This window comes from Agathobaculum sp. NTUH-O15-33 (assembly GCF_033193315.1).
Classification (GTDB): domain Bacteria; phylum Bacillota; class Clostridia; order Oscillospirales; family Butyricicoccaceae; genus Agathobaculum; species Agathobaculum faecihominis_A.
Genome location: NZ_CP136187.1, coordinates 1,064,723 through 1,083,602, shown reverse-complemented (window position 1 = coordinate 1,083,602; position 18,880 = coordinate 1,064,723). Strand labels below are relative to the sequence as shown.

The 18,880-nt window shown below is 52.2% G+C and carries 22 protein-coding genes and 1 pseudogene; 7 read left to right on the top strand and 16 right to left on the bottom strand.

The genetic code is table 11. From position 1 onward, the window contains the following. The first annotated feature begins 106 nt into the window (after window positions 1-106). Window positions 107-1,261 (top strand): AbiH family protein, encoded by a 1,155-nt coding sequence (locus tag RWV98_RS05565; RefSeq protein ID WP_317864343.1) that lies wholly within the window; start codon window positions 107-109, stop codon window positions 1,259-1,261. 596 nt (window positions 1,262-1,857) lie between these two features. Here the strand turns inward: RWV98_RS05565 and RWV98_RS05560 are convergent. From RWV98_RS05560 to RWV98_RS05535, 6 genes are all read right to left on the bottom strand, one after another. Next, the gene (locus tag RWV98_RS05560; RefSeq protein ID WP_317864342.1) at window positions 1,858-2,148 is read right to left on the bottom strand and encodes a hypothetical protein; all 291 of its coding nucleotides are present in this window, start codon (window positions 2,146-2,148) and stop codon (window positions 1,858-1,860) included. A 278-nt stretch (window positions 2,149-2,426) separates the two neighbouring features. Continuing rightward, the gene (locus tag RWV98_RS05555) at window positions 2,427-2,654 is read right to left on the bottom strand and encodes a hypothetical protein (RefSeq protein ID WP_317864340.1); all 228 of its coding nucleotides are present in this window, start codon (window positions 2,652-2,654) and stop codon (window positions 2,427-2,429) included. Next, window positions 2,630-2,893 (bottom strand): hypothetical protein, encoded by a 264-nt coding sequence (locus tag RWV98_RS05550; RefSeq protein WP_317864338.1) that lies wholly within the window; start codon window positions 2,891-2,893, stop codon window positions 2,630-2,632. Before RWV98_RS05550 ends, RWV98_RS05555 begins: the two co-directional genes overlap by 25 nt. A gap of 32 nt (window positions 2,894-2,925) precedes the next feature. Beyond that, a complete protein-coding gene (locus RWV98_RS05545) occupies window positions 2,926-3,258 on the bottom strand; it encodes a hypothetical protein (protein WP_317864336.1) in 333 nt (110 codons plus the stop codon). 61 nt (window positions 3,259-3,319) lie between these two features. Further along, entirely contained in the window at window positions 3,320-3,499 is a 180-nt protein-coding gene (locus RWV98_RS05540) for a hypothetical protein (RefSeq protein WP_317864334.1), read from the bottom strand. 115 nt (window positions 3,500-3,614) lie between these two features. Further along, window positions 3,615-3,755 (bottom strand): hypothetical protein, encoded by a 141-nt coding sequence (locus tag RWV98_RS05535; protein ID WP_317864332.1) that lies wholly within the window; start codon window positions 3,753-3,755, stop codon window positions 3,615-3,617. Window positions 3,756-3,840: 85 nt separating this feature from the next. Here RWV98_RS05535 and RWV98_RS05530 point away from each other — a divergent pair, with 85 nt between their 5' ends. Both RWV98_RS05530 and RWV98_RS05525 read left to right on the top strand, forming a co-directional pair. Continuing rightward, the gene (locus RWV98_RS05530; RefSeq protein ID WP_317864330.1) at window positions 3,841-4,221 is read left to right on the top strand and encodes a hypothetical protein; all 381 of its coding nucleotides are present in this window, start codon (window positions 3,841-3,843) and stop codon (window positions 4,219-4,221) included. 275 nt (window positions 4,222-4,496) lie between these two features. Further along, window positions 4,497-4,991, top strand: coding sequence for a helix-turn-helix domain-containing protein (locus RWV98_RS05525; protein WP_317864329.1), 495 nt, complete (start codon window positions 4,497-4,499; stop codon window positions 4,989-4,991). Here RWV98_RS05525 and RWV98_RS05520 read toward each other — a convergent pair. Further along, window positions 4,976-5,608 (bottom strand): ImmA/IrrE family metallo-endopeptidase, encoded by a 633-nt coding sequence (locus RWV98_RS05520; RefSeq protein WP_317864328.1) that lies wholly within the window; start codon window positions 5,606-5,608, stop codon window positions 4,976-4,978. The two genes, RWV98_RS05525 and RWV98_RS05520, sit on opposite strands and share 16 nt — an antisense overlap. 166 nt (window positions 5,609-5,774) lie before the next feature. On the opposite strand from RWV98_RS05520, the gene RWV98_RS05515 reads away from it, so the two are divergent. From RWV98_RS05515 to RWV98_RS05500, 4 genes and pseudogenes are all read left to right on the top strand, one after another. Further along, complete coding sequence (locus RWV98_RS05515; RefSeq protein WP_317864327.1) at window positions 5,775-6,506, top strand: stalk domain-containing protein; 732 nt, start codon at window positions 5,775-5,777, stop codon at window positions 6,504-6,506. Between the two features lie 102 nt (window positions 6,507-6,608). Continuing rightward, window positions 6,609-7,061 carry a hypothetical protein gene (locus RWV98_RS05510; protein WP_317864325.1) on the top strand — a complete coding sequence of 151 codons (453 nt, stop codon included), beginning with the start codon at window positions 6,609-6,611 and terminating at the stop codon, window positions 7,059-7,061. A 133-nt stretch (window positions 7,062-7,194) separates the two neighbouring features. Then, window positions 7,195-8,760, top strand: coding sequence for a recombinase family protein (locus RWV98_RS05505; protein WP_317864323.1), 1,566 nt, complete (start codon window positions 7,195-7,197; stop codon window positions 8,758-8,760). A 15-nt stretch (window positions 8,761-8,775) separates the two neighbouring features. Then, window positions 8,776-9,174: pseudogene (locus tag RWV98_RS05500) on the top strand (manganese catalase family protein); the annotation flags it as partial. A 304-nt stretch (window positions 9,175-9,478) separates the two neighbouring features. Here the strand turns inward: RWV98_RS05500 and RWV98_RS05495 are convergent. Genes RWV98_RS05495 through RWV98_RS05455 form a run of 9 tightly spaced genes read right to left on the bottom strand, consistent with a single transcriptional unit; the run spans window position 9,479 to window position 18,875 of the window. Then, entirely contained in the window at window positions 9,479-10,783 is a 1,305-nt protein-coding gene (locus RWV98_RS05495) for a TRAP transporter large permease (RefSeq protein WP_317864322.1), read from the bottom strand. Next, window positions 10,780-11,286 carry a TRAP transporter small permease gene (locus tag RWV98_RS05490; RefSeq protein ID WP_317864321.1) on the bottom strand — a complete coding sequence of 169 codons (507 nt, stop codon included), beginning with the start codon at window positions 11,284-11,286 and terminating at the stop codon, window positions 10,780-10,782. The genes RWV98_RS05495 and RWV98_RS05490 overlap by 4 nt, the downstream gene beginning before the upstream one ends. Before the next feature lie 44 nt (window positions 11,287-11,330). Then, the gene (locus tag RWV98_RS05485; protein WP_317864318.1) at window positions 11,331-12,416 is read right to left on the bottom strand and encodes a TRAP transporter substrate-binding protein; all 1,086 of its coding nucleotides are present in this window, start codon (window positions 12,414-12,416) and stop codon (window positions 11,331-11,333) included. A 24-nt stretch (window positions 12,417-12,440) separates the two neighbouring features. Continuing rightward, window positions 12,441-13,337 (bottom strand): DUF6282 family protein, encoded by an 897-nt coding sequence (locus RWV98_RS05480; RefSeq protein WP_317864316.1) that lies wholly within the window; start codon window positions 13,335-13,337, stop codon window positions 12,441-12,443. A gap of 23 nt (window positions 13,338-13,360) precedes the next feature. Then, window positions 13,361-14,197 (bottom strand): DAPG hydrolase family protein, encoded by an 837-nt coding sequence (locus tag RWV98_RS05475; RefSeq protein WP_317864314.1) that lies wholly within the window; start codon window positions 14,195-14,197, stop codon window positions 13,361-13,363. A 28-nt stretch (window positions 14,198-14,225) separates the two neighbouring features. Further along, a complete protein-coding gene (locus RWV98_RS05470) occupies window positions 14,226-16,142 on the bottom strand; it encodes an oxidoreductase (protein ID WP_317864312.1) in 1,917 nt (638 codons plus the stop codon). A 21-nt stretch (window positions 16,143-16,163) separates the two neighbouring features. Continuing rightward, the gene (locus tag RWV98_RS05465) at window positions 16,164-17,225 is read right to left on the bottom strand and encodes a zinc-dependent alcohol dehydrogenase (RefSeq protein ID WP_317864310.1); all 1,062 of its coding nucleotides are present in this window, start codon (window positions 17,223-17,225) and stop codon (window positions 16,164-16,166) included. Next, window positions 17,222-18,325, bottom strand: a complete 1,104-nt coding sequence (locus tag RWV98_RS05460; RefSeq protein WP_317864308.1) for a zinc-dependent alcohol dehydrogenase — start codon at window positions 18,323-18,325, stop codon at window positions 17,222-17,224. The genes RWV98_RS05465 and RWV98_RS05460 overlap by 4 nt, the downstream gene beginning before the upstream one ends. A gap of 13 nt (window positions 18,326-18,338) precedes the next feature. Continuing rightward, a complete protein-coding gene (locus RWV98_RS05455) occupies window positions 18,339-18,875 on the bottom strand; it encodes a zinc-binding dehydrogenase (RefSeq protein ID WP_317864307.1) in 537 nt (178 codons plus the stop codon). Between the last annotated feature and the right edge of the window lie 5 nt (window positions 18,876-18,880).

Sequence of the window (18,880 nt, the reverse complement as noted above, 5' to 3'; positions counted from 1 at the left end):
TGAATCTCCCGTTGCTTAGCTTACATTACATAATTCGAGTTTTAATTGCTTTTCATTCCAATCTGCTGTATCCTATATGCAAAGATACTTTGGGGGTATAATAAAAATGAGTGAGCAGAATATTCTAATTATAGGAAACGGATTTGATCTTGCTCTTGGTCTACCCACTCGATATGTCGATTTCATTACTTTTATGAAATACCTTCCCAAATACTCCAGTACTCACAATTCCTCAAAAATAAACACTTCTTCCTTTTCCAAATTATATATCAGTAAAGATAAAAGCATGGAAGAAGACCCTGCTAAGTCCAAGCGAACTGTACGGGATTTTTTTAATTATTGCTTTCCTAAAGAAGGTGCGCAACCATATTATAATGCTCACAAAAAATTAGATTCTCTTAGGAATAACAATGCTCTTCTACAATACTTTTTTGAAGCGCCATACGCTAAAGAGGGCTGGATTGATTTTGAAGCAGAAATCGAATCGCTTATCGGATTAATGTTTGAATACTTCCAAGACGCTTCTCCGTTTAATTTGAGCCGTTTAGGCGATATTGATGGTAAGTTTGCGAGATTAAATTGTATTTTAAACGGTAGAGAATCTCTTTCACAAACTGCGTTTTTTGACGTCTTAAAAGATGACCTTAATGGTCTTATTATCGCTTTGGATTATTATCTCACTTATTTCGTTTCCAACCTCCCCATAAGAAAGAAAATGAAATGCCTTTATGATCTTGAAATCTCAAATATACTCTCTTTTAATTACACCACTACATACTCTGAAACAGGAATTCATCTGTCTTCTAAATGTATTCATCATATTCATGGACATCACTCAGTTTTTCAATCTGAGAAGCCCAGTCATAATATAGTGCTCGGTATTCGAGATGCATTTACTAATCGAGAAGATGTCTACGATATCATTTATTTTAAAAAGCATTTTCAGCGCATTCAACAACGCACCGGTAATACATATAAAAAATGGTTTCGTGCAGCAAATCTATACAACGATCCATCACCAGCAAAATCACTCAATTTCTATATTATTGGGCATTCCCTTGATACAACAGACCAAGACATTTTGCGCGAATGTATATGCAATAAAGCAACCAACAGCGTAAAAATTTACTACTATTCGCAATCCGATTATGAGCAAAAAGTAATCAATCTTTTAAAAGTTCTTTCCCGTGACACATTTGAAGAACTATATTATAACGAAACCATTACGTTTCATGAATTAGAAATGATTTCAGGTTTCTAAGGCAGGACGCTCCTAGCGCCCTGCCTTTTCTCCTGCTTTACAAGGTATATCCGCCTTACTTCCTGTAACAGTTTTTCATCCGCCCGCGCTACATCCTCTTGACCCATCGCCGTTATCACGTTTGCGATCTCTGACGGATACACGCCGTTTTTTAGCGCCACGAGCAGCCGATTCCCTGTTTCATCACTGGGAAACCGCCCGAACGCTTGATAAAATCGCAAGTAAACAATACCTAGATCAAGCACGTCTCCGCTGCCCTACGTCATACCGTGCGCAGAATCCGCGCTTCCCGCACCGCTGGCACACAAGCCATAAACTATTTTTTGATCGCTTGATCGCCTTCCGCTGCTCTCCCAGCTCCCGCGCACAGGCCGCGCATAACACCTTATTCATCTTCTTCACGCCTTAGCCTTTTCGGCAAAATCAATTTTGTGTTTGTCTTCCCCGCGCACCCGAAGTTTTCCGTATTGACAACGATAGGCTTTAATTCCCCATAAAAGCGTAATTCTATGTTCCGGCCGAGCGGCTGCTTTGTGCTTGCCTTTTTTAAAGTATTTCTGATTAACTCGTTTTCTGGTGCAAGTTGCACAATCTCATTAATAGTCATATTCCCTCACGCTTGTCCCGTTCTGTTCATCGGTGTATTTCATATCCAAAAACCGGTCGCGGCCGTCCCAAGCGAAATCGCCTTCCTCCCATATTGCACCACATTGTGCGGAACAGCAGGCAAGCCAAACCTCCATAGAACTGCAATCCGTTTTGCGGTACCGCTTCGACATCCGTCCACTTTTTAAAATCTTGTAGTCAAGCGAATATTGGCACAGCGAACTCGCCGTGATAGGCGCGCCGCATATCGGACAGCAGTTCCTTACAATCCCATCAAGCATTTACTTCTCCTTTGCTTACGCGCTCCTGTGTAAACTCGTATCGCTTGTATTCTCCCTCCCGGTATCGGGTCAACATAATACGAAAGGTGTGATCTGTTACGCCCAGCATCCGCGCGCAGTCGCGGGCAAACCCCCATGCAACCGGGAAATCCGTCTTAGGGTCGTACGCCGTGTAATACATCACCTTGTTTTAAAACCTCCTTGCGGTTTCCATGCCGCCGTGCTATAATAAGCACACAAAACATTCTCGTTTTCCGGCCTATAGAAAGCCCCACTTTCTATAGGCCGGTTTTCATTTGCCCTTTTCCAAGTGCACTTTGTTCGCGCTTTGCCTTGGTGTACGCCCGCCCCTGTGCCTTGCGGAACGCGGGCCAGTGCTTCTCCTCCAGCGTGCGCCGCTCCTTTGGCGTAACCGCCGCCGAGTATTCCCCGTAGGAAATTCCAAGCTTTTTCGCAATATACGCATCAAGGGCCAGCGAGCTTACCGCCTGCATTTTTCTTCCCACTTCGTTTTCTCCTGTTCATGCTGAAATTTTGTTCTTTCCGCGCGAAAAAGGCGTTCAAACGCTTCTTTTTCCATCCATGCCGTGTGCCGCTCCTTGGTCGGCTCGCAAAGCGGATACCAAACGGAATCGCCCGTTCGGCTTCCTTCCACAACGAAAAATGCTTCATTCTGCACGGTTTCATAATAGCGTACCTGTACCCGGTCGATCTTCACGCGGGGGAATTGTGTCAGTCGGTTCACCGGCCGCACCTCCACGCCGCCCCATGCCCGGCTCATTTGCGCATACTGTCGCGGCCGATCTGCACACCCGCTGAAACAGCGTCTTCCAGCAGGTTCACCAGCCGCCGCACGCGCGTTTCTGCTTCTTGGTTTCCGCTGGCGCTCCACGTGCATTCTGTGCCGCCGCTCGCGGTGTCAGATGTGGCCGTTTCTTCTCCCGGCAATCTTGCGCAAATGCTGATCTCCACATTTTTAAACTCAGATATCGCCATCACACCGCGCAATTCGTTCGATATCATCCGCCCAATGTGCGCCGCGCCCTCATCCGTGTCGCTGATTCTCTGCATTCTGGTCGTTCCGTTCCATGTATGTACGGTTACCTGCATGTCTTTAACCTCCTATGTCCTGCTTGTCCATTTTTATTCGTGGGCGGTTCCCCGCCCGTGTTCATCCGCTTTTGCGCGGTTCATCGGCCCTACTGTCCCGCTGAATTTGCAGCAGTGTTTCGCGTAACGTACGGTCAAACACCTCATGCCTGTGCCGTATTTCCTCCGGCCCCAAGCCTGCAAACGCATCGTCCGCTGTCTCGATCGTGACCCCGCCGATTTTTCGCGTTTCTATTATCATGTGTTCATCACCTCGGCTTAACCTATGGCCCGGCTGCCTGTCCCTATGCCGGCAGACAAGGGGGCTGTTTCCATGTCGTTCCGACGGAGTGACTGTCCCCCTGTCGCCCCCCGACTTAACTAACGGCTTTCGTCTGTCCCGCAAGCTTTAAGCCGATCGCAACCCCATAAAGCTTTTGCTTATCGTCCTCCGGCAAAATCTGCATAATCTCCGCGATTTCTTCCAAGTCTTCGCGCTTCTCCTGCTCGGTGCTCATACAGTATCCCTCCTTGTATTATGTGTTTTCTCCTTGTCCACACCTGTAAAAATTGGTATACTGGGTGTAGAAAGGAGGTTTTAACTTGTATAAAATCAATCAATCTTTAAGTATTACAACAGATCTCGGCGAAGACCTTGCAATCGTAAATGGCGCAGTGGTATCTGTTGAAACCGATTATCATGGGGATATCCACTTATTTGAACATTCTCGTGCTATTTTGCATGGCGATTTATACGGCACAGTAAATGCAAGTGGCAATTCAACTGTCGAATATTACGGCACCATTCATAATGGAGTTTCGACTTACGGTGATTCCGGAAAGAATTACTGTAAGCCCCTATCTTTAATGGCACATGTAATCGGTCTTGACTCTCAAAACTTCAAGCACAACGCCAAAGTACACCGTCAGCTGGAGTGCGGCGAACTTAATCCTCCTCTTTATCCATCAGACAAAATTGAATAACAAACCCATACAATTTTCCGCCGTCATATAGCGGTTGCATCTGGTGTAAGAACCCTTGGGGCATATCTTTCGTTTCTATGGAGATATGCCCCATTTCGTTGTCGGCTCCATCTAAAGTTAGTTTCATTCTTTTCACCTACCATATCATTTTATTTTCCTCTCGTTGAAAGTATTATAATTCTCAACGAGAGTTTTGTCAATGCCTTTCTTGAAATTAATATTGACTATGAGAGTTTTTTGCGATATAATGCAGGCAAGATAGGAGGTGAAATGTTTTGAACGAGCGAATAAAGCTTATCCGCAAAGCACATAAGATGACTCAAACTGATTTCGGGGCACAAATTGGCGTAAAAGGAAATACCATAACGAATTATGAATCCGGATTAAGAACACCATCCGATGCGGTAATAGTGTCAATCTGCCGTGAGTTTAACGTCAATGAAGAATGGCTTCGCACCGGCAATGGTGAAATGTTCGTGCAAACGGATGATACATTGATTGATGAATTGGCGCATGAGTACGCACTTGATGATCTGGACAAAAAAATACTGGCCGGGTATCTTGCATTACCCGCCCAGTCCAAAAAAGTTTTTAAAGAGTTTTTGCTGAATTTTGCGCAGAACATAGGCGATTCCCAGCCCATACCGCTTCGCGCCGTGTCGCGCCGGGGTGGTGAGGCTGTCGCTGATCTGTCCAAAGAAGAAGCAGCCGCCGCGCACCTTGAGCGCGAACGCCTGCTAAAATCCGATATCGATCAACCCGATTTGTAATGCTCTATGTACGCGCGGAATTGTTCGTAAACCCGGCGTTCTTTGGGGTGTTGCAAAAAGCAGCTTTTCCCCCGCGTCTGTAAAAATTGGTGCTCCCGTGCATATAGAAGCTGCATCCGCTTTGCCCGTATTTCTGCTGCATGGTGCGAAATATGGCAAACATTTGCGATTTCTTCCGCCGTTTGCACATGCATGCCCCATAAAACGCACGATGGGGCCAATAGCCGCGCGGCAAATATATTTGCCGCCGTTTCGCGTGGGTCGTCGCCCGGCGCTTGCTCCCGGTTTATCGCGGTTACTTGCCGGTTGCCTAAATGCCCTAGTACGATGTGCCCCAGCTCGTGCGCGATCGTGAAGCGGTTTCGCCCGTCCGGTTTCGTTTGGTCGTAAAATATTGTGATATCGTCGCCCGCACGCACGGTAAAGCCATCCGTTCGCCGCGCGTGGTTCGCTAATCCATAATACGCGATTAAATTTTTTCCAACCGCATACGAAAATACCGCAAACCCCATATGGCGGCAAATCGCCCCTACCTGTACCGGCAGGGTGCGAACCTGCTCTTTTATCAGCAAATCCCATGCCGCGTTGCGGCTCTCCTGATATATCCTATATTTCATACAATCACCTCAAATGGTATTGTATTATATATAGACTATAATCTCATTGCCAAAATTTTACCAATAAAAAAAGCCCGCCCCGGTGCGCTACCACCGGAACGGGCCAAACTAAGAACGCCTTGCACGTCCTTCTAATTTATTCTACTATTTTTAGGAGGGTTTTACAATGAAAAAAAGATTAATGGCGTTACTCTTGATGTTCTCCTTTTTCACAGTTGGAGCTTATGCGGCAAATCAGTACCAAAAAACCATTGATGTTTCGTATGATGTCAACTTGAGCATTAACGGGCAATCCCCTAAACTTACCGATGTGAATGGCAATACAGTTCTCCCCTTTACGTATCAGGGCACCACCTACGTTCCCATACGTGCGGTAGGCGATCAAATGGGGGCGAACATATCTTACGATTCCAGCACCAAAACCGCGAAAATCTCTTCGCAGTCTTCCGCTTCTTCTGATGTTATGGACGACATTTACAACCGGAACATGTACACGCTCAAATTGTTGGATTCCTGCGTAGACCTTAACACTCATATTTACACGGATACGCTTCTGTTGGACACGCTTTTGTTGAATTCTTCCGTTACCCAAACAAATATTGATTCAAGCACTAAAAATTACACTTTGCTTTCCCAAATCAAAACAGAGTTAGCAAAGCAGGTTTATAATTCGTCCGATAAAACATCTTATTATTACGAAGATCTGGAAGTTATAATGTATGCGCTTGAAAGCAACTTTAACACTTACGGAAGCGCTCTTTCTGCGTTTACGTCATACCATACGACCAATGATATTTCTTATGCGTATGATTTTCTCGATGCCCTAACAGCTGTAAGATCTGCTTATTATGATATTACACATTCAATCGACAACGTGCACAGCGAGTTCTGGTCATAAGTACATAAAACCGTCCCCGTGCGCTACCACCGGAACGGGCCAATCCAAGAACGCCTTGCATGTCCTTCTAATTATTCGACCATAATTAGGAGGGTTTTCACAATGCGAAAAGCAATTATTCCCGCACTTTGTCTTGTGCTTTGCTTCTGCTCTGCTTGTAGCTCTTCGCAAACTCTGCAAGATAAATACGACGAAGGCTATGACACAGGTTACAGCGAAGGCGCCTATAATGCTTCTCACGACTTATCTGTAGATGATATTTCCGATGAATTGGCAGGTGAAATTGCCCACGAATGGATTATGGATCATCAAAGCGAATTAATTGATACTTACGGATATATCTTTGCCGAATCGGATAGGGGTATCGACCTATATAACGCAGAACAGGACATGCTGTTCCTTTCCGACAACATTGGTTTCATCACCAATGAGGGAAACAGGTATCACCGTTTCGACTGTTCCTATTTCAACATGGAAACCGAATGGTTTGCACACAACGTTGAATACTGCCAATACCTTGGGTATAGTCCATGCGAGCATTGCAATATGCGTTAAAGGTTCACAAGAATATTAAAGCCGCTCGGTGTCCTACCACCGAGCGGCCAGCGCACAATACCTCACCTGTCAGAGATAGGGCAACTATGCCCTTTCATAATAGCATAGACTAAATGGAAAGGAAAGTGGTTTTATGCCATACTGTGCCTATATTCGCAAATCCCGCGCCGATCAGGAAGCCGAAACACATGGAGAAGGCGAAACCTTTGCACGGCACGAAAAAATATTACTGAATCTTGCCAAGCAAAAACGGATTTCTCTAACAAAAATCTATCGTGAAATGGTATCCGGCGAAACGATTGCCGCCCGCCCCGTCATGCAGCAGCTTCTTGATGAAGTGGATGCCGGCCTGTGGGACGGCGTGCTTGTCGTCGAAGTGGAGCGCCTTGCGCGCGGCGACACATCCGATCAAGGCCGTGTGCAAAAATCGTTCATGTACTCCAACACACAAATTATAACGCCGCTCAAGACCTATGACCCCATGAACGAATTTGACCAAGAATACTTTGAGTTTGGTTTGTTTATGAGCCGCCGCGAATATAAAACCATCAACCGCCGTTTGCAAACCGGCCGTGTGTCCTCCATTCGTGAAGGGAAATATCCGGGCAACGTCTGCCCTTATGGCTATACCCGCGAAAAGCTTAAAAATGAAAAGGGCTGGATTCTCGTTCCGCATCCCGAACAGGCCGAAATTGTACGTCTGATTTATGCTTGGTTCACCGATCAGAATAATCACTTGAGCTGTACAGCTATCGCGCATAAGCTCAACGATCTGCAAATTCCAACCGCTAAAGGCGGCGAGTGGACGATCTCAACAGTTTCCCGCATTTTGAAAAATCCGGTGTACGAAGGTTTCATTATTTGGGGTCGCCGCGCCTGTGTCAAACAAATGGTGCATGGTGAAATTATCAAAAGCCGTCCGTGGGCTGAAAACTATGAAATGTGTAAGGGGCTGCATGAGCCGCTTATATCTCAAGATGTATTTGACCTCGCGCAGCAGAACTTTACCGAAATGCCGAACCGCCCCATCCCCGGCAAAAAATCCTTCAAAAATCCGCTGTCCGGTCTCATCATTTGTGGTTGCTGTGGCCGTGCCATGCAGCGCCGCCCCTATACTAACGGCTATCCAGATGGCTTGCTCTGCCCGCAACCCGGTTGCGAAACTGTTTCTTCGCCGCTTGCCTACATAGAAAATCTTGTTTTGAAATATCTTGAGGACTGGCTGAAAGACTATCAAGCCAATCTAGCTCTTTCTCCGGCCGCGCACGTAAGCAGTGAATTGCATGTTGTTCGTGATACGCTCGACGCGCTGCTTGTCGAGCAAACCCAGCTTGAGCAACAACAGGATCGGCTTTATACCCTGCTTGAGCAAGCCGTTTATTCCACCGCCGTTTTCATCGAGCGCCAGCAGACGCTAAGCACCCAACGCGAAACCCTTTCTAAAAACATTTCGGCCACGCAAAACCAGCTCAAAACGATCGAACTTCAAGAAGCGTCAAAAAGTGATCTTGTTCCCCGCATTCAACACGTTTTAGATATCTACAAACTTACAGAATCCGCGCAAAAGAAAAACGAACTTCTATCCTCCGTCCTCGAAAAGGTGGAATACCATAAATCAACCAACCTTCGCCACAGCTCCGAAAGCGATCTACGCCTTACCCTCTACCCGAAATTCCCTTCTTCATGTCCACACCGATAACATCCATGTGCTAACGAGCTGGCGCATCTCGAAATGATTGCGGCGATCGTTTACCAGCTGACGCGCAACCTGACGCCTGAGCAGATCAAGGAAGGCGGCTTCGACGCCTACTTTGTCGACCATACCACCGGCATTTACCCGCAGTTCGCATCGGGCACGCCGTGGAGCGCCATGACGTTCCAGTCCAAGGGCGATCCGCTGACCGATTTGTTTGAAGATCTGGCGGCGGAATCCAAAGCCAGAACGACGTACGACAACCTGCTGCGCCTGATCGACGACCCCGATGTGCGCGAGCCGCTCAAGTTCCTGCGCGCGCGTGAAGTCGTGCATTTCCAGCGGTTTGGCGACGCACTCAGAGTCGTTCAAGATAATTTGGATGCGAAAAACTATTATGCGTTCAATCCGGCTTTCGACGTTCGTCCCCCTGAAAAACCGTGGACGCCGCCGCAGCCCCGCATGGACGGCGGCGACCTAGTCCCGCCCGAAATGCAGCCGCCCTCTAATATGAAGAAATAGGGTTGCAGCCCTAATTGATACTGTTTTCGCCCCGTCCTTGCGCCGTTCGCGCAGGGGCGGGGCGTTTTTCAATTTTTTATACGTGCAGCGCACCTTGTGACCCTCTTACCGCGTTTTCTGCTTTGGCGGCGCCACACCGCAAAAAAGACCCGGCGCAGGGGCAGTTTGTCGGAACTGTTCCCTGCGCCGGGTTTTATTCGATTTAGCCGACGTTATATCCGAGAAGCCTCGGCAGGAAAAGCGATATTTCGGGAAGAAACAGCAAAACGTAACAGCCGATCACCGCGAAAATAATGAACGGTGTAATAGATTTTGCAATTTGGACCATACTGATGCCCGCGATCCGCGCCGCCGGGTAGATGTTCGGGGCGACGGGCGGTGTGATCAGGCCGACCACAACCCCTGCCGACAGGATAACGCCCAGCCACATATAGCTGTAGCCAAAAGCCTTGACGACCGGCAGGAAGAGCGGGACGCAGATGTACATGATCGAATTACCATCGAGAAAGAAGCCCATGATGATAACGACAAGCAGCATCAGCGCGATGACGATCTGCGGCGTGCTCGACACCGACAGCATGAGCTTGCTGAACGAGGAGGCGACGCCGTGGCCGGTCAGCACGTAAGCGAAAACGGCCGCGTTGGACATGATGAGCAAGATCGAGGCCGAGGTGATACCCGCGCTGCAGAAAATATTCGGCAGATCCTGAAAGCGGAAGCTCTTGTACACAAACAGGCCGATGATAATGGCATACCAAACCGCCACGATCGCGGCTTCCGTCGGCGTGAATATGCCGCTGTAAATTCCGCCCAGAATGATCACCGGGGTAAGCAGCCCCCAGAACGCCTCTTTAAAAGCCTTCCATATTTCTGCGCGCGTACCAAACCGGCCGATGCCGCGGTATTTGCGCTTTTTGCTGTACACAAAGATGTAGATCGCCCAGCAGCCGGTAATGAGCAGCCCGGGCAGCACGCCCGCCAGAAACAGCCCGCCCACCGATACGTTCGCCAACGTGCCGTACAGAATAAATGTGACGCTCGGCGGGATTAGCAGGGACAGACCGCCGGCTGCGGCCAACACCGAGGCCGCAAAACCGCGGTCATAGCCCGCGTCGATCATGGCTGGGATCAGCACGACGCCCAGCGCGGCGACCGTGGCTACGCCCGAACCGGATACCGCGCCCCAGAACAATGCGACCAGCAGCGAGGCGATCGCCAATCCGCCCGGTATCGGACCAACGATCAGTTTGACAAAATTCACGATACGCGTGGATATGCCGGTACGCTCCATCACTACGCCCGCCAAAATGAAGAAAGGAATCGACAGCAGCGAATACTTGGCAAGGCCGGTATACATGATGTTGGCAAACACATCGATTTTCAAGCCAAACGCAAGCAGCGTGATGACGGTCGAAGCGCCAAGCGCGATACCGATTGGCGAATTGACAAATACCAGTGCAAAAAACACACCCAGCATGCAGATACCAATGATCAATCCCTGACTCATTCGCTCGCCTCCTTTTTCGCACTCTTACGGTGTTCCTGCACGGCTTTCCACAGACACTGCGCGCTGCGAATGATATACAGGCCGCAGCCGATCGGGAACCCGGTCGACCAGACCCACTTTGGAATAAACGGTACGGCTGTTTTATAGCCGAAAGAAAACTGCGTAAGCATGGATACTGTTCCGCAATAGCCAATAAAGGCAAACAGCGCGATACCCAAAAGATAGTTGAATACCGTAAAAGCGATCTGCCATTTCGGGCTGATCGAATCGTAGAGCAGCGTAAAACTCATGTTTGCGCCACGGTAGCAGGCGACCGGCAAGCCGATCAGACACAGCCAGACGAAAACGTCTACCATCATGTCGTTGACATAGGGAATCTGCGTGTTGAAAAAGTATCGCAGTACCACGTTGATGCCGCCAAAAAACAGCAGGAACGCGAATATAACGGACATCGTGACCTCTTCCGGCATGTATCGGGTCTTCTTGTCCTTCTTATCGTTCACAGCCGCACCTCCTTTTTGAATTCCGATTGATTCTTACGCCGCCGTCAGCCGGGCTGATAGGTGCGGCCGTTTGCCTCGTAAATGAGCGAGATCAGCTCCTGATCGAGCATAGCCGCATACTTATTCGTGACCGTCTCGGACTTTTCGCGCCAGATCGCGATCTCATCCTCGGTCAGCGAGGTGACCTGCACGTTATTTTCGGCCAGCACCTGCAGCGCCTCTTCGTACTTTTCATCGTTCATCTTGCGGGTCTCTTCCACATAATCCGCAATCACCTCGCGCAGAATCTTCTGATCCTCGGCAGGAATACTGTTCCACTTTTCGGAGTTCATGACCATGATAAACGGATCTTCGCACATATTGATCTCGGTGTAGAACTTATTGACCTCATAGATCTTATTCGGGATGTTATTGAGTACGAGTGCGTTTTCCTGACCGTCGATCGTACCGTTCTGCAGCGAGGTATATGTTTCGCTGTTGTCCACATAGGCGGTGTTGGCGCCGAAGCCCTGCCACAATTCATAGACCATATCGTTGCTCTGCACACGCATCTTCAGACCGTTTAAATCCTCCGGCATGCGTACTTCGTGCTTGCTGTTCGTAATGTCGCGAAAGCCAATGGCCGGGAAGCCAAGCAGCGTCAGGCCGTTTTCCTCAAGGATATCCGACAGCCGGTCGGCAACCGGCGTTCCGATGTTGAGCGTTTCATATACCGTCTCCATGTCGTTCCACATAAACGGCAGCGACAGCGAGGCGGTTTCGTAAACAACGTTGGAGAAGGTAATGCCGGTCAAAATCATGCAGTCGATCGCGCCGGCCTGCGTCATCTGCATGCCGGTGATCATATCGTTGCCCGAAAGAGACGAACCGCCGTAGACTTCAAACGTATACTTACCGTCCGTGCGTTTGAGCGCTTCTTCAGCGAGGAAGCTCACCGCGCAATCATACGGAGGCGCACCCGACGCAGGGGGCATATTAAAGCTGAACACCATGGCGTCCGCAGGAGCGGACGTCTGCGCGCCGCTATCGGCAGGCGTATCCCCTCCGCCCGGTTCCGTCTGGCCGCCGCAACCGGTAAGAACCGAAACCATCATGGCGCTGCTCAGCAGAATAGCAAGTAACTTTTTCATCGTGTTTCTCCTTTTCTTTTGTGTTTATCTGGTTTCAAAATAAAGCTTCTCCGGGTTTTCTTTGACCATTAGACGAATGTCCTGTTCGCTGATGCCGAGTTGCAGCAAGGCCGTGACCATCATGCGCATGCCCTCTATTGCCGACGGCCAGATAGGCAGGCCGAAATCCGTTCCGAGCACGATATGCGCCGCGCCGACCGCCTGAATCAGCCGGGCCAGCCCCGCAATGTCTTCGGCAGGTTCGTTCGGTTTGCCCATATACTGCGCCATGCAGTACATGATATACGCGCCCTTTTCGGCATACGCTTTTTGCTCGGACAGGGTGTAAGGGGTGATCGCTTGATTGGCGTGTGTCAATACGAATTTGTGTGCGCCCTGTTTTTGCGCCTCAGCAAACAGAGCGCGCGCCTCGTCCGGTGACAAGTGGCTGGTCTCCAGCACGCCGTCGTACTGGCAGCACAGCGAAACAATCTCCTTGACCGATTCGACCAATGCGCCGTCCCGCACGATCGTGTAACCATGCTGCGCGCCGTCCACGCCAAGGTTTTGATAGTTCTTGGCGTGCGGAAAGCTTGGGTCGCGCATGCGGCGAAACATCCATTCCGCTTCCAGCGACAGCATCCAGACCACGCGCCCGCCCATGCGGAAACTGATCTCCGCCGCCGCAGGATCGAGTCCACCGGAGCTGCGCGCCAATGTCACGCCGCCGCGCACCTGAACCGCGGGCACAACCTCCTGTACGATCTGCGCGGCCATCGCGGTCGGCACGTAATGATCCTTTATCACAAAGCCTGCCATGCCCGCGTCCCGTGCCAATCCGGCCAACTCATACAGAGTATGCCTGCGCTGCTGTATACAGGGCGCCGCGTGCAAATGCACGTCGTAAGCGCCTTCCAGCAGCCGTTCGACATCGTTTTTCATAAGCAGTGCCTCCTTCCCGCCGCCTAGAACGGCAGCGTACGGAATGATGCCGGATCATCCACGCGCGCGTGATTTTCCGCATAGAGCTGCGGCAAGATATCCGCCAAGTGCTGATATTCCTGACCGGCGTGCGCGGCGAATTGTCCCAATCCGGCGATGTCCGGCGCTGCGCCCGGTATGGTCAGTACCCGACCGTTCACCACGCATTTACCGTGCCAGAAATACAGACGCATTACAAAGCCGTTTTCCGTATCCCGCAGCACGCGAATGGAGCTCATGGTCGGATAAGGCGTATCGGCTTTGCCGTGCAGCGCAATCACAAGAGAAATTTTATCATCGATCTTGTCCGGTCGCAGGCCGAACATTTCCGGCGAGATAAAATACATCGTACCGGGATCGCCGTTGCCCGCAGCATCGCGATGTACGGTAAAATTGGTCGTGCCGACAAAGCGCTGCGCATAGGGCAGTCCGGCGTCGATTCGCCGCGCCAGCTGCGAATACGAGACCGCCGCCGCGATGTGCGCCTCGGGGTCCCAAATCTGGTAGCGCACATCGTTCAGGCTGGTCCAAGAAAACCACCATTCAAACATGTTGCGCGAGCACTGCGGAAAGTGGATCGTTTCACCCACATAGCCCGAGCCGTCCTCAAGCAAGCAGTATCCCATATCGTCCGCAGCGTATGAAGCGTCCAGCAGCGAATCGGCCTGTTCGATGCGCAGCGCTTTTTCGGGATCCATCGGCGCAAGGATGCTTGCCTGCACCGCAGGCGGGATCGGGGGCTGGCTGTACGGAAAATCGATAAACTTTGCATACGGCAGTTGTTGCTGCTCTACGGTCAGCCTGTCAAAATACTTTCCCATTGGTTCCTCCATTCCTTGATCGTATCGCTTATAGCAGTCTTGCTGTGTGGAACCCTTCATGTACCGCGGTGTAGACCTTGCCCGGCTGCGCACAGTCGCCAATGACGTAGAGCCGCTCGATATCATTTTCCAGCGCCTGTTCCAGCTCATCATTCGCCCGGAAGCCCGCCGCGAGCACCACGCAGTCGCAGGGAAGCAGCCGCTCCGTGTCCGCCTGCGCGACGCGCACGCCTTCCGCCTCAATGCTGCTTACCTTGCTTTGGAGCAGCACCTCGATCCCGCTTTCATCGATCAGCTTCATCAAGAGCTGACGATTGTTTGGGTTCATCTGCTCACGCGGCACCAGACCATCCATCATTTCCACGATGGCGACCCGCACGCCTTGTTGGTGTAGGTGCAGCGCGGTTTCACAGCCGACCAGACCGCCGCCAATGACGACCGCCCGGCGGCCGGTTCCCGATACACCGCCCTCGAGCGCCGCGGCAGCAGTGACGACCTGCTCACCGTCCACGCCCGGAATCGGCGGCGTCAGCGGCTGCGCGCCCACTGCCAGTATCACCGCGTCCGCACGGTAAGCGAGCACCTTGTCGTTTGTCGCCTGTTTTCCCAGCCGGACGGTCGCGCCGCTTTGATAAAGCTGCCGGATGAGGTATTCCAAATACATTTTCACATCGTGTTTAAACGCGGGCCCCGCCGCCGCTCGGAGATTGCCGCCCAGCACAGCGCGCTTTTCCCAAAGCTCGACTGTGTGACCGCGTTCAGCGGCGGTAATGGCCGCCTGCATGCCGCCCGGACCGCCGCCGATCACGAGCACCCGCTGCGGCGTATCGGTTTTGGTGATCTCGTAGCGTCCCTCGTTGCCGCACTGCGGGTTGACCGCACACATCAGAAATTTTCCGTCGTGCATACCCTGATGGCATTCACAGCAGTACAAGCACCGGCGCACGGTATCCGGCCGGTTTTGCCGCACCTTTTCCGGCCAATACGGATCGGCAAGCGATTGTTTGGCAAGCGCAATGTAGTCTGTCTTTCCTTCGGCAAGCATGCGCTCGGCCAGCGCCGGGTCGCCCAGCTTGCCGTCGCAGAAAACCGGAATCGTAACGCGCCGCTTGACTTGCTCCGCTAAATGCACCTTGCTTGCCTCCGGCGAATAGACGCTGCTCACCGGCTGATAATAACTCTCATGACTGCCGAAACACACATGCAGCGCCGCAACGCCCGCCTGTTCAAGCATTTCCGCGATCCGCAGGCCTTCCTCCAGCTTCCGTCCGCCCGAGACCTCGTGTGTGACGGAATACTTGAAGAGTATAGGGAAATCGTTACCGCAGGTCCGTTGGATTTGTCTGATCAACGCAAGCGGAAAGCGCATACGATTCTCTAGGCCGCCGCCATATTCATCCGTGCGTGCATTCCATGCTTCGGTCATAAACTGGTCGATCAGATAGCCGCCGTAGCCCTGAAGCTCTATAGCGTCCGCGCCCGCCGTCTGGGCCAGCTTTGCGGAAAAGCCGAATTTTTCGACAATATCATGGATCTGCTCGGTGGTAAACGGTCTGCATGTCAGCGCGGGGAACCAAACGGAGGGGACCGCGCTGGCCGCATACGGCGGCGTATTGGGATCAGAATAGCCCATGCGGCCGCAGCCCGGACTGAGCTGCACGCATACCTTGGCGCCATACAGATGACAACGATCGATCAGGTCCGCCAGCCGCCCGACCTTATGAAAGCTGTCCAGCACCTTATTGGGCCGCGTTTCATAAGCTTCCGAAGCAATGCAGCACTCCAGAATGATAAGGCCAAACCCACCCTTGGCCCGTTCGACGTAATAATTTCGATTTTGCTCGGAAAATCCGCCGTCCGGATCGGACGCCGTTCCCATGGGGCTCATAATCATGCGGTTTTTTAGTTTCATGCGCCCGATCGTGTTTTTTTCAAACAGTTTCATCTTTTGCACACCTCCGCGCAATCAGAAGTCGACGACACCCTTGATATACCCAGCGGGCGCCTTGATCAGCCACTCATAACCGGTCTGCAATTCATCGAACGGGATATGGTGCGTGATCATCCGGTCGACCGGCAGACGGCCATCGGCATAAGCCGCAATGCCCTCTTTATGGTTGGCGCAAGGATCGACATCATACATGGGATGGACGGCGTGCAGAATCGGGGTCTTGAGCATCAAGTTGGTACCCAAGCGAGAGGGGAAAATTTCTTCCCGGCTGTAAACAGACGGCAAAATGACCTTGCCGTGCCCTTGATACGGTTGCGTGTGAATTGCGTTGCGGTGCGCCGGTTTGATCAGCTGCATGGCGGTGTCAAAGCCGCGCAGGCTGCCGCTCAGCTCGACGACCACATCGTAGAACGCGCCGTCCGTCATCTGATAGGCGAGCTCTTCCAAATCCCGCGTCCCTGCATCCATGGTGTCGGTCGCGCCGTATGCAAGCGCGAGCTTTAGCTTGTCCGGCGCAATGTCTACCGCAGTGAGCTGCTTGGCCGCGCCGCTCTTCAGGCCCGCTATCGCCAGCAAGCCCATGAAACCGCAGCCTACGACCGCCACGCGCTGGCCAAACTTGCAGCTCGCGGCTTTCACGATATTGACCGTGCACTCGAGCGGCTCGGACAGGCAGCCGCGATAATCTTTATCGGACGGCGGGATCTGAAAGAACATTGCGGTCGATACCGGCACATCGGCGTTTTGTATCACGCCATAAGTACGTAAACACCCTCGGTAGCGTCCGGCGATCTTATCACCGACGCGAAAACGCGTCACATACTTGCCGGTCTCCACCACTTCGGCCACCGCCTCATGACCCAGACCGACCGGATAGGCGACGTTTGGCACCGAGCAGCGATAGCCGTGCTTGGATACGCCCGTTCCGCCGACGCCTAGATAGGCCGGCAGCTCCGAATGACATAGACCGACCGCTTCCATGCGGATTAACATATCATGGTCGCCGACCGGCGGCAGTGTTTCTTCCTCAAAAACTATGTGCCGCGCCCGGTCCAGCTTTGCGACTTTTGCGATCATTTTGCTACCTCCTCGCAGTTGCCTTCCGCCGTTGTCCGCGGTATGAAATAGGTGACCTCGCCCCGCCCGGGCTCGAGCAGTATCTTGATGTCGCCGCCGCTCTTGTCGGTCGAAGCCTCGATAGCCTCCAGCGCGCGCTCCATGGGCCAAATGCTGGTCACCAGCTTGCGGAATTCATCGTTCAGCTCGCCACGGTTGATCAGATTGACCGCTTCGCGAAAGTCCTCCAAGTGATGCATATTGACGCAGACCATCTCGAGTTCCTTTTCAACGACCTTTCCGAAATCGAACGAGCGGAACGGGTTGGGCAGACCAACCGGAACGATACGGCCACGCTGACGCACGACTGTTAATGCCAAATCAAGCCCCGGCTGCGAACCGGATACCTCGAACACGTAATCAACGCCGTTGAATGTAGTTTCGCGCACCTTTTCTCGAACGTCCTGCGTGATGGAATTATAGGCTTCAAAGCCCATTGCGCGGATCGATTCGACGCGCGCATCGCTGATTTCCGTGAAGATCACACGCGAAGCGCCATTGTGCCGGGCCAACAGGCCGATCAAAATACCCACCGAGCCCGCCCCGATGACGAGCGCGGTATCCCCTATGCCGATACCGCTGTTGCGGATATCAAACACCGCAATGGCCAGCGGCTCGGCGATGCTTGCGACCAACGGATCGACCTCGGCCGCAATGGGGAACAGCTTGTCCAGATCACGTTCTAGGTACTCCCCAAAGGTGCCGCCCGGACGCACTTTGGCCCCATACTGCGCCGAGCAGATGCTAAACCGCCCTTCCATGCACTGATCGCACACGCCGCAGGGCGCGTTCTGCGGTCCTACCACCATGTCGCCGACCTTGACGCGGCTGGGCAGGCCTTCCGGGTTGTTGATCTCGATCACCTCGCCGAAATACTCATGCCCATATACGCGAGGCGCCTCCGGACTGGCTCCGTATGCGTTACGGGCAATATGTCCGGGGTCGCCGCCGCAAATTCCCGCATATTTCACGCGGATCAGCGCCTGTCCCGGACGGGGACGCGGGCGCTCTATCTCCGTGTAGCGCGCCTCGCCCGGGCCGGTCACTACCAAACCTTTCAATACGCTCCTCCTTTCATACGCCGTTTTGGACGGTCTGCTTCATCCGCCCCAGTTTACCGGTGCGGATCATATCGTCCGCAATACGGCAGCTCCTCTCATCCGCGTTTCGTATGCCGACAAAGCGGATCTGATCCCGTATGACATCGCAGATATGGAAATAAAACGGTCTTTCCGCGCCCACGAGCAAGGCGACTGCCGCCCCGCGCCGGACCATTTGCACCAGCCGCTCATAGGCTGCGAGCTGGCCGGTTGTCTCAATGACCACATCAAATTTGCGGCCGTTCGTGACCTGCCGTACGATCGACGCGGTCTCATCCAGTTCCGGATCGTAGGCGGTAAAGCCCATGCGCTCCATCCGCTGCTTTTCCGCCGCACTATCAACGCAAAACACAACAGCGGCAGCGCCGCTCTCACGCGCGAGCAGACCGCACAGCACAGAAAACGGATCGGTGCCCGTGACGAACAAATACTTTCCGAATCGAAAGTCGCAGCGAGACAGCGTGTAGATCGCTTTCGCCAAAAGCTCCCTGTCGATCACAGTCGTTTTCATGGCGC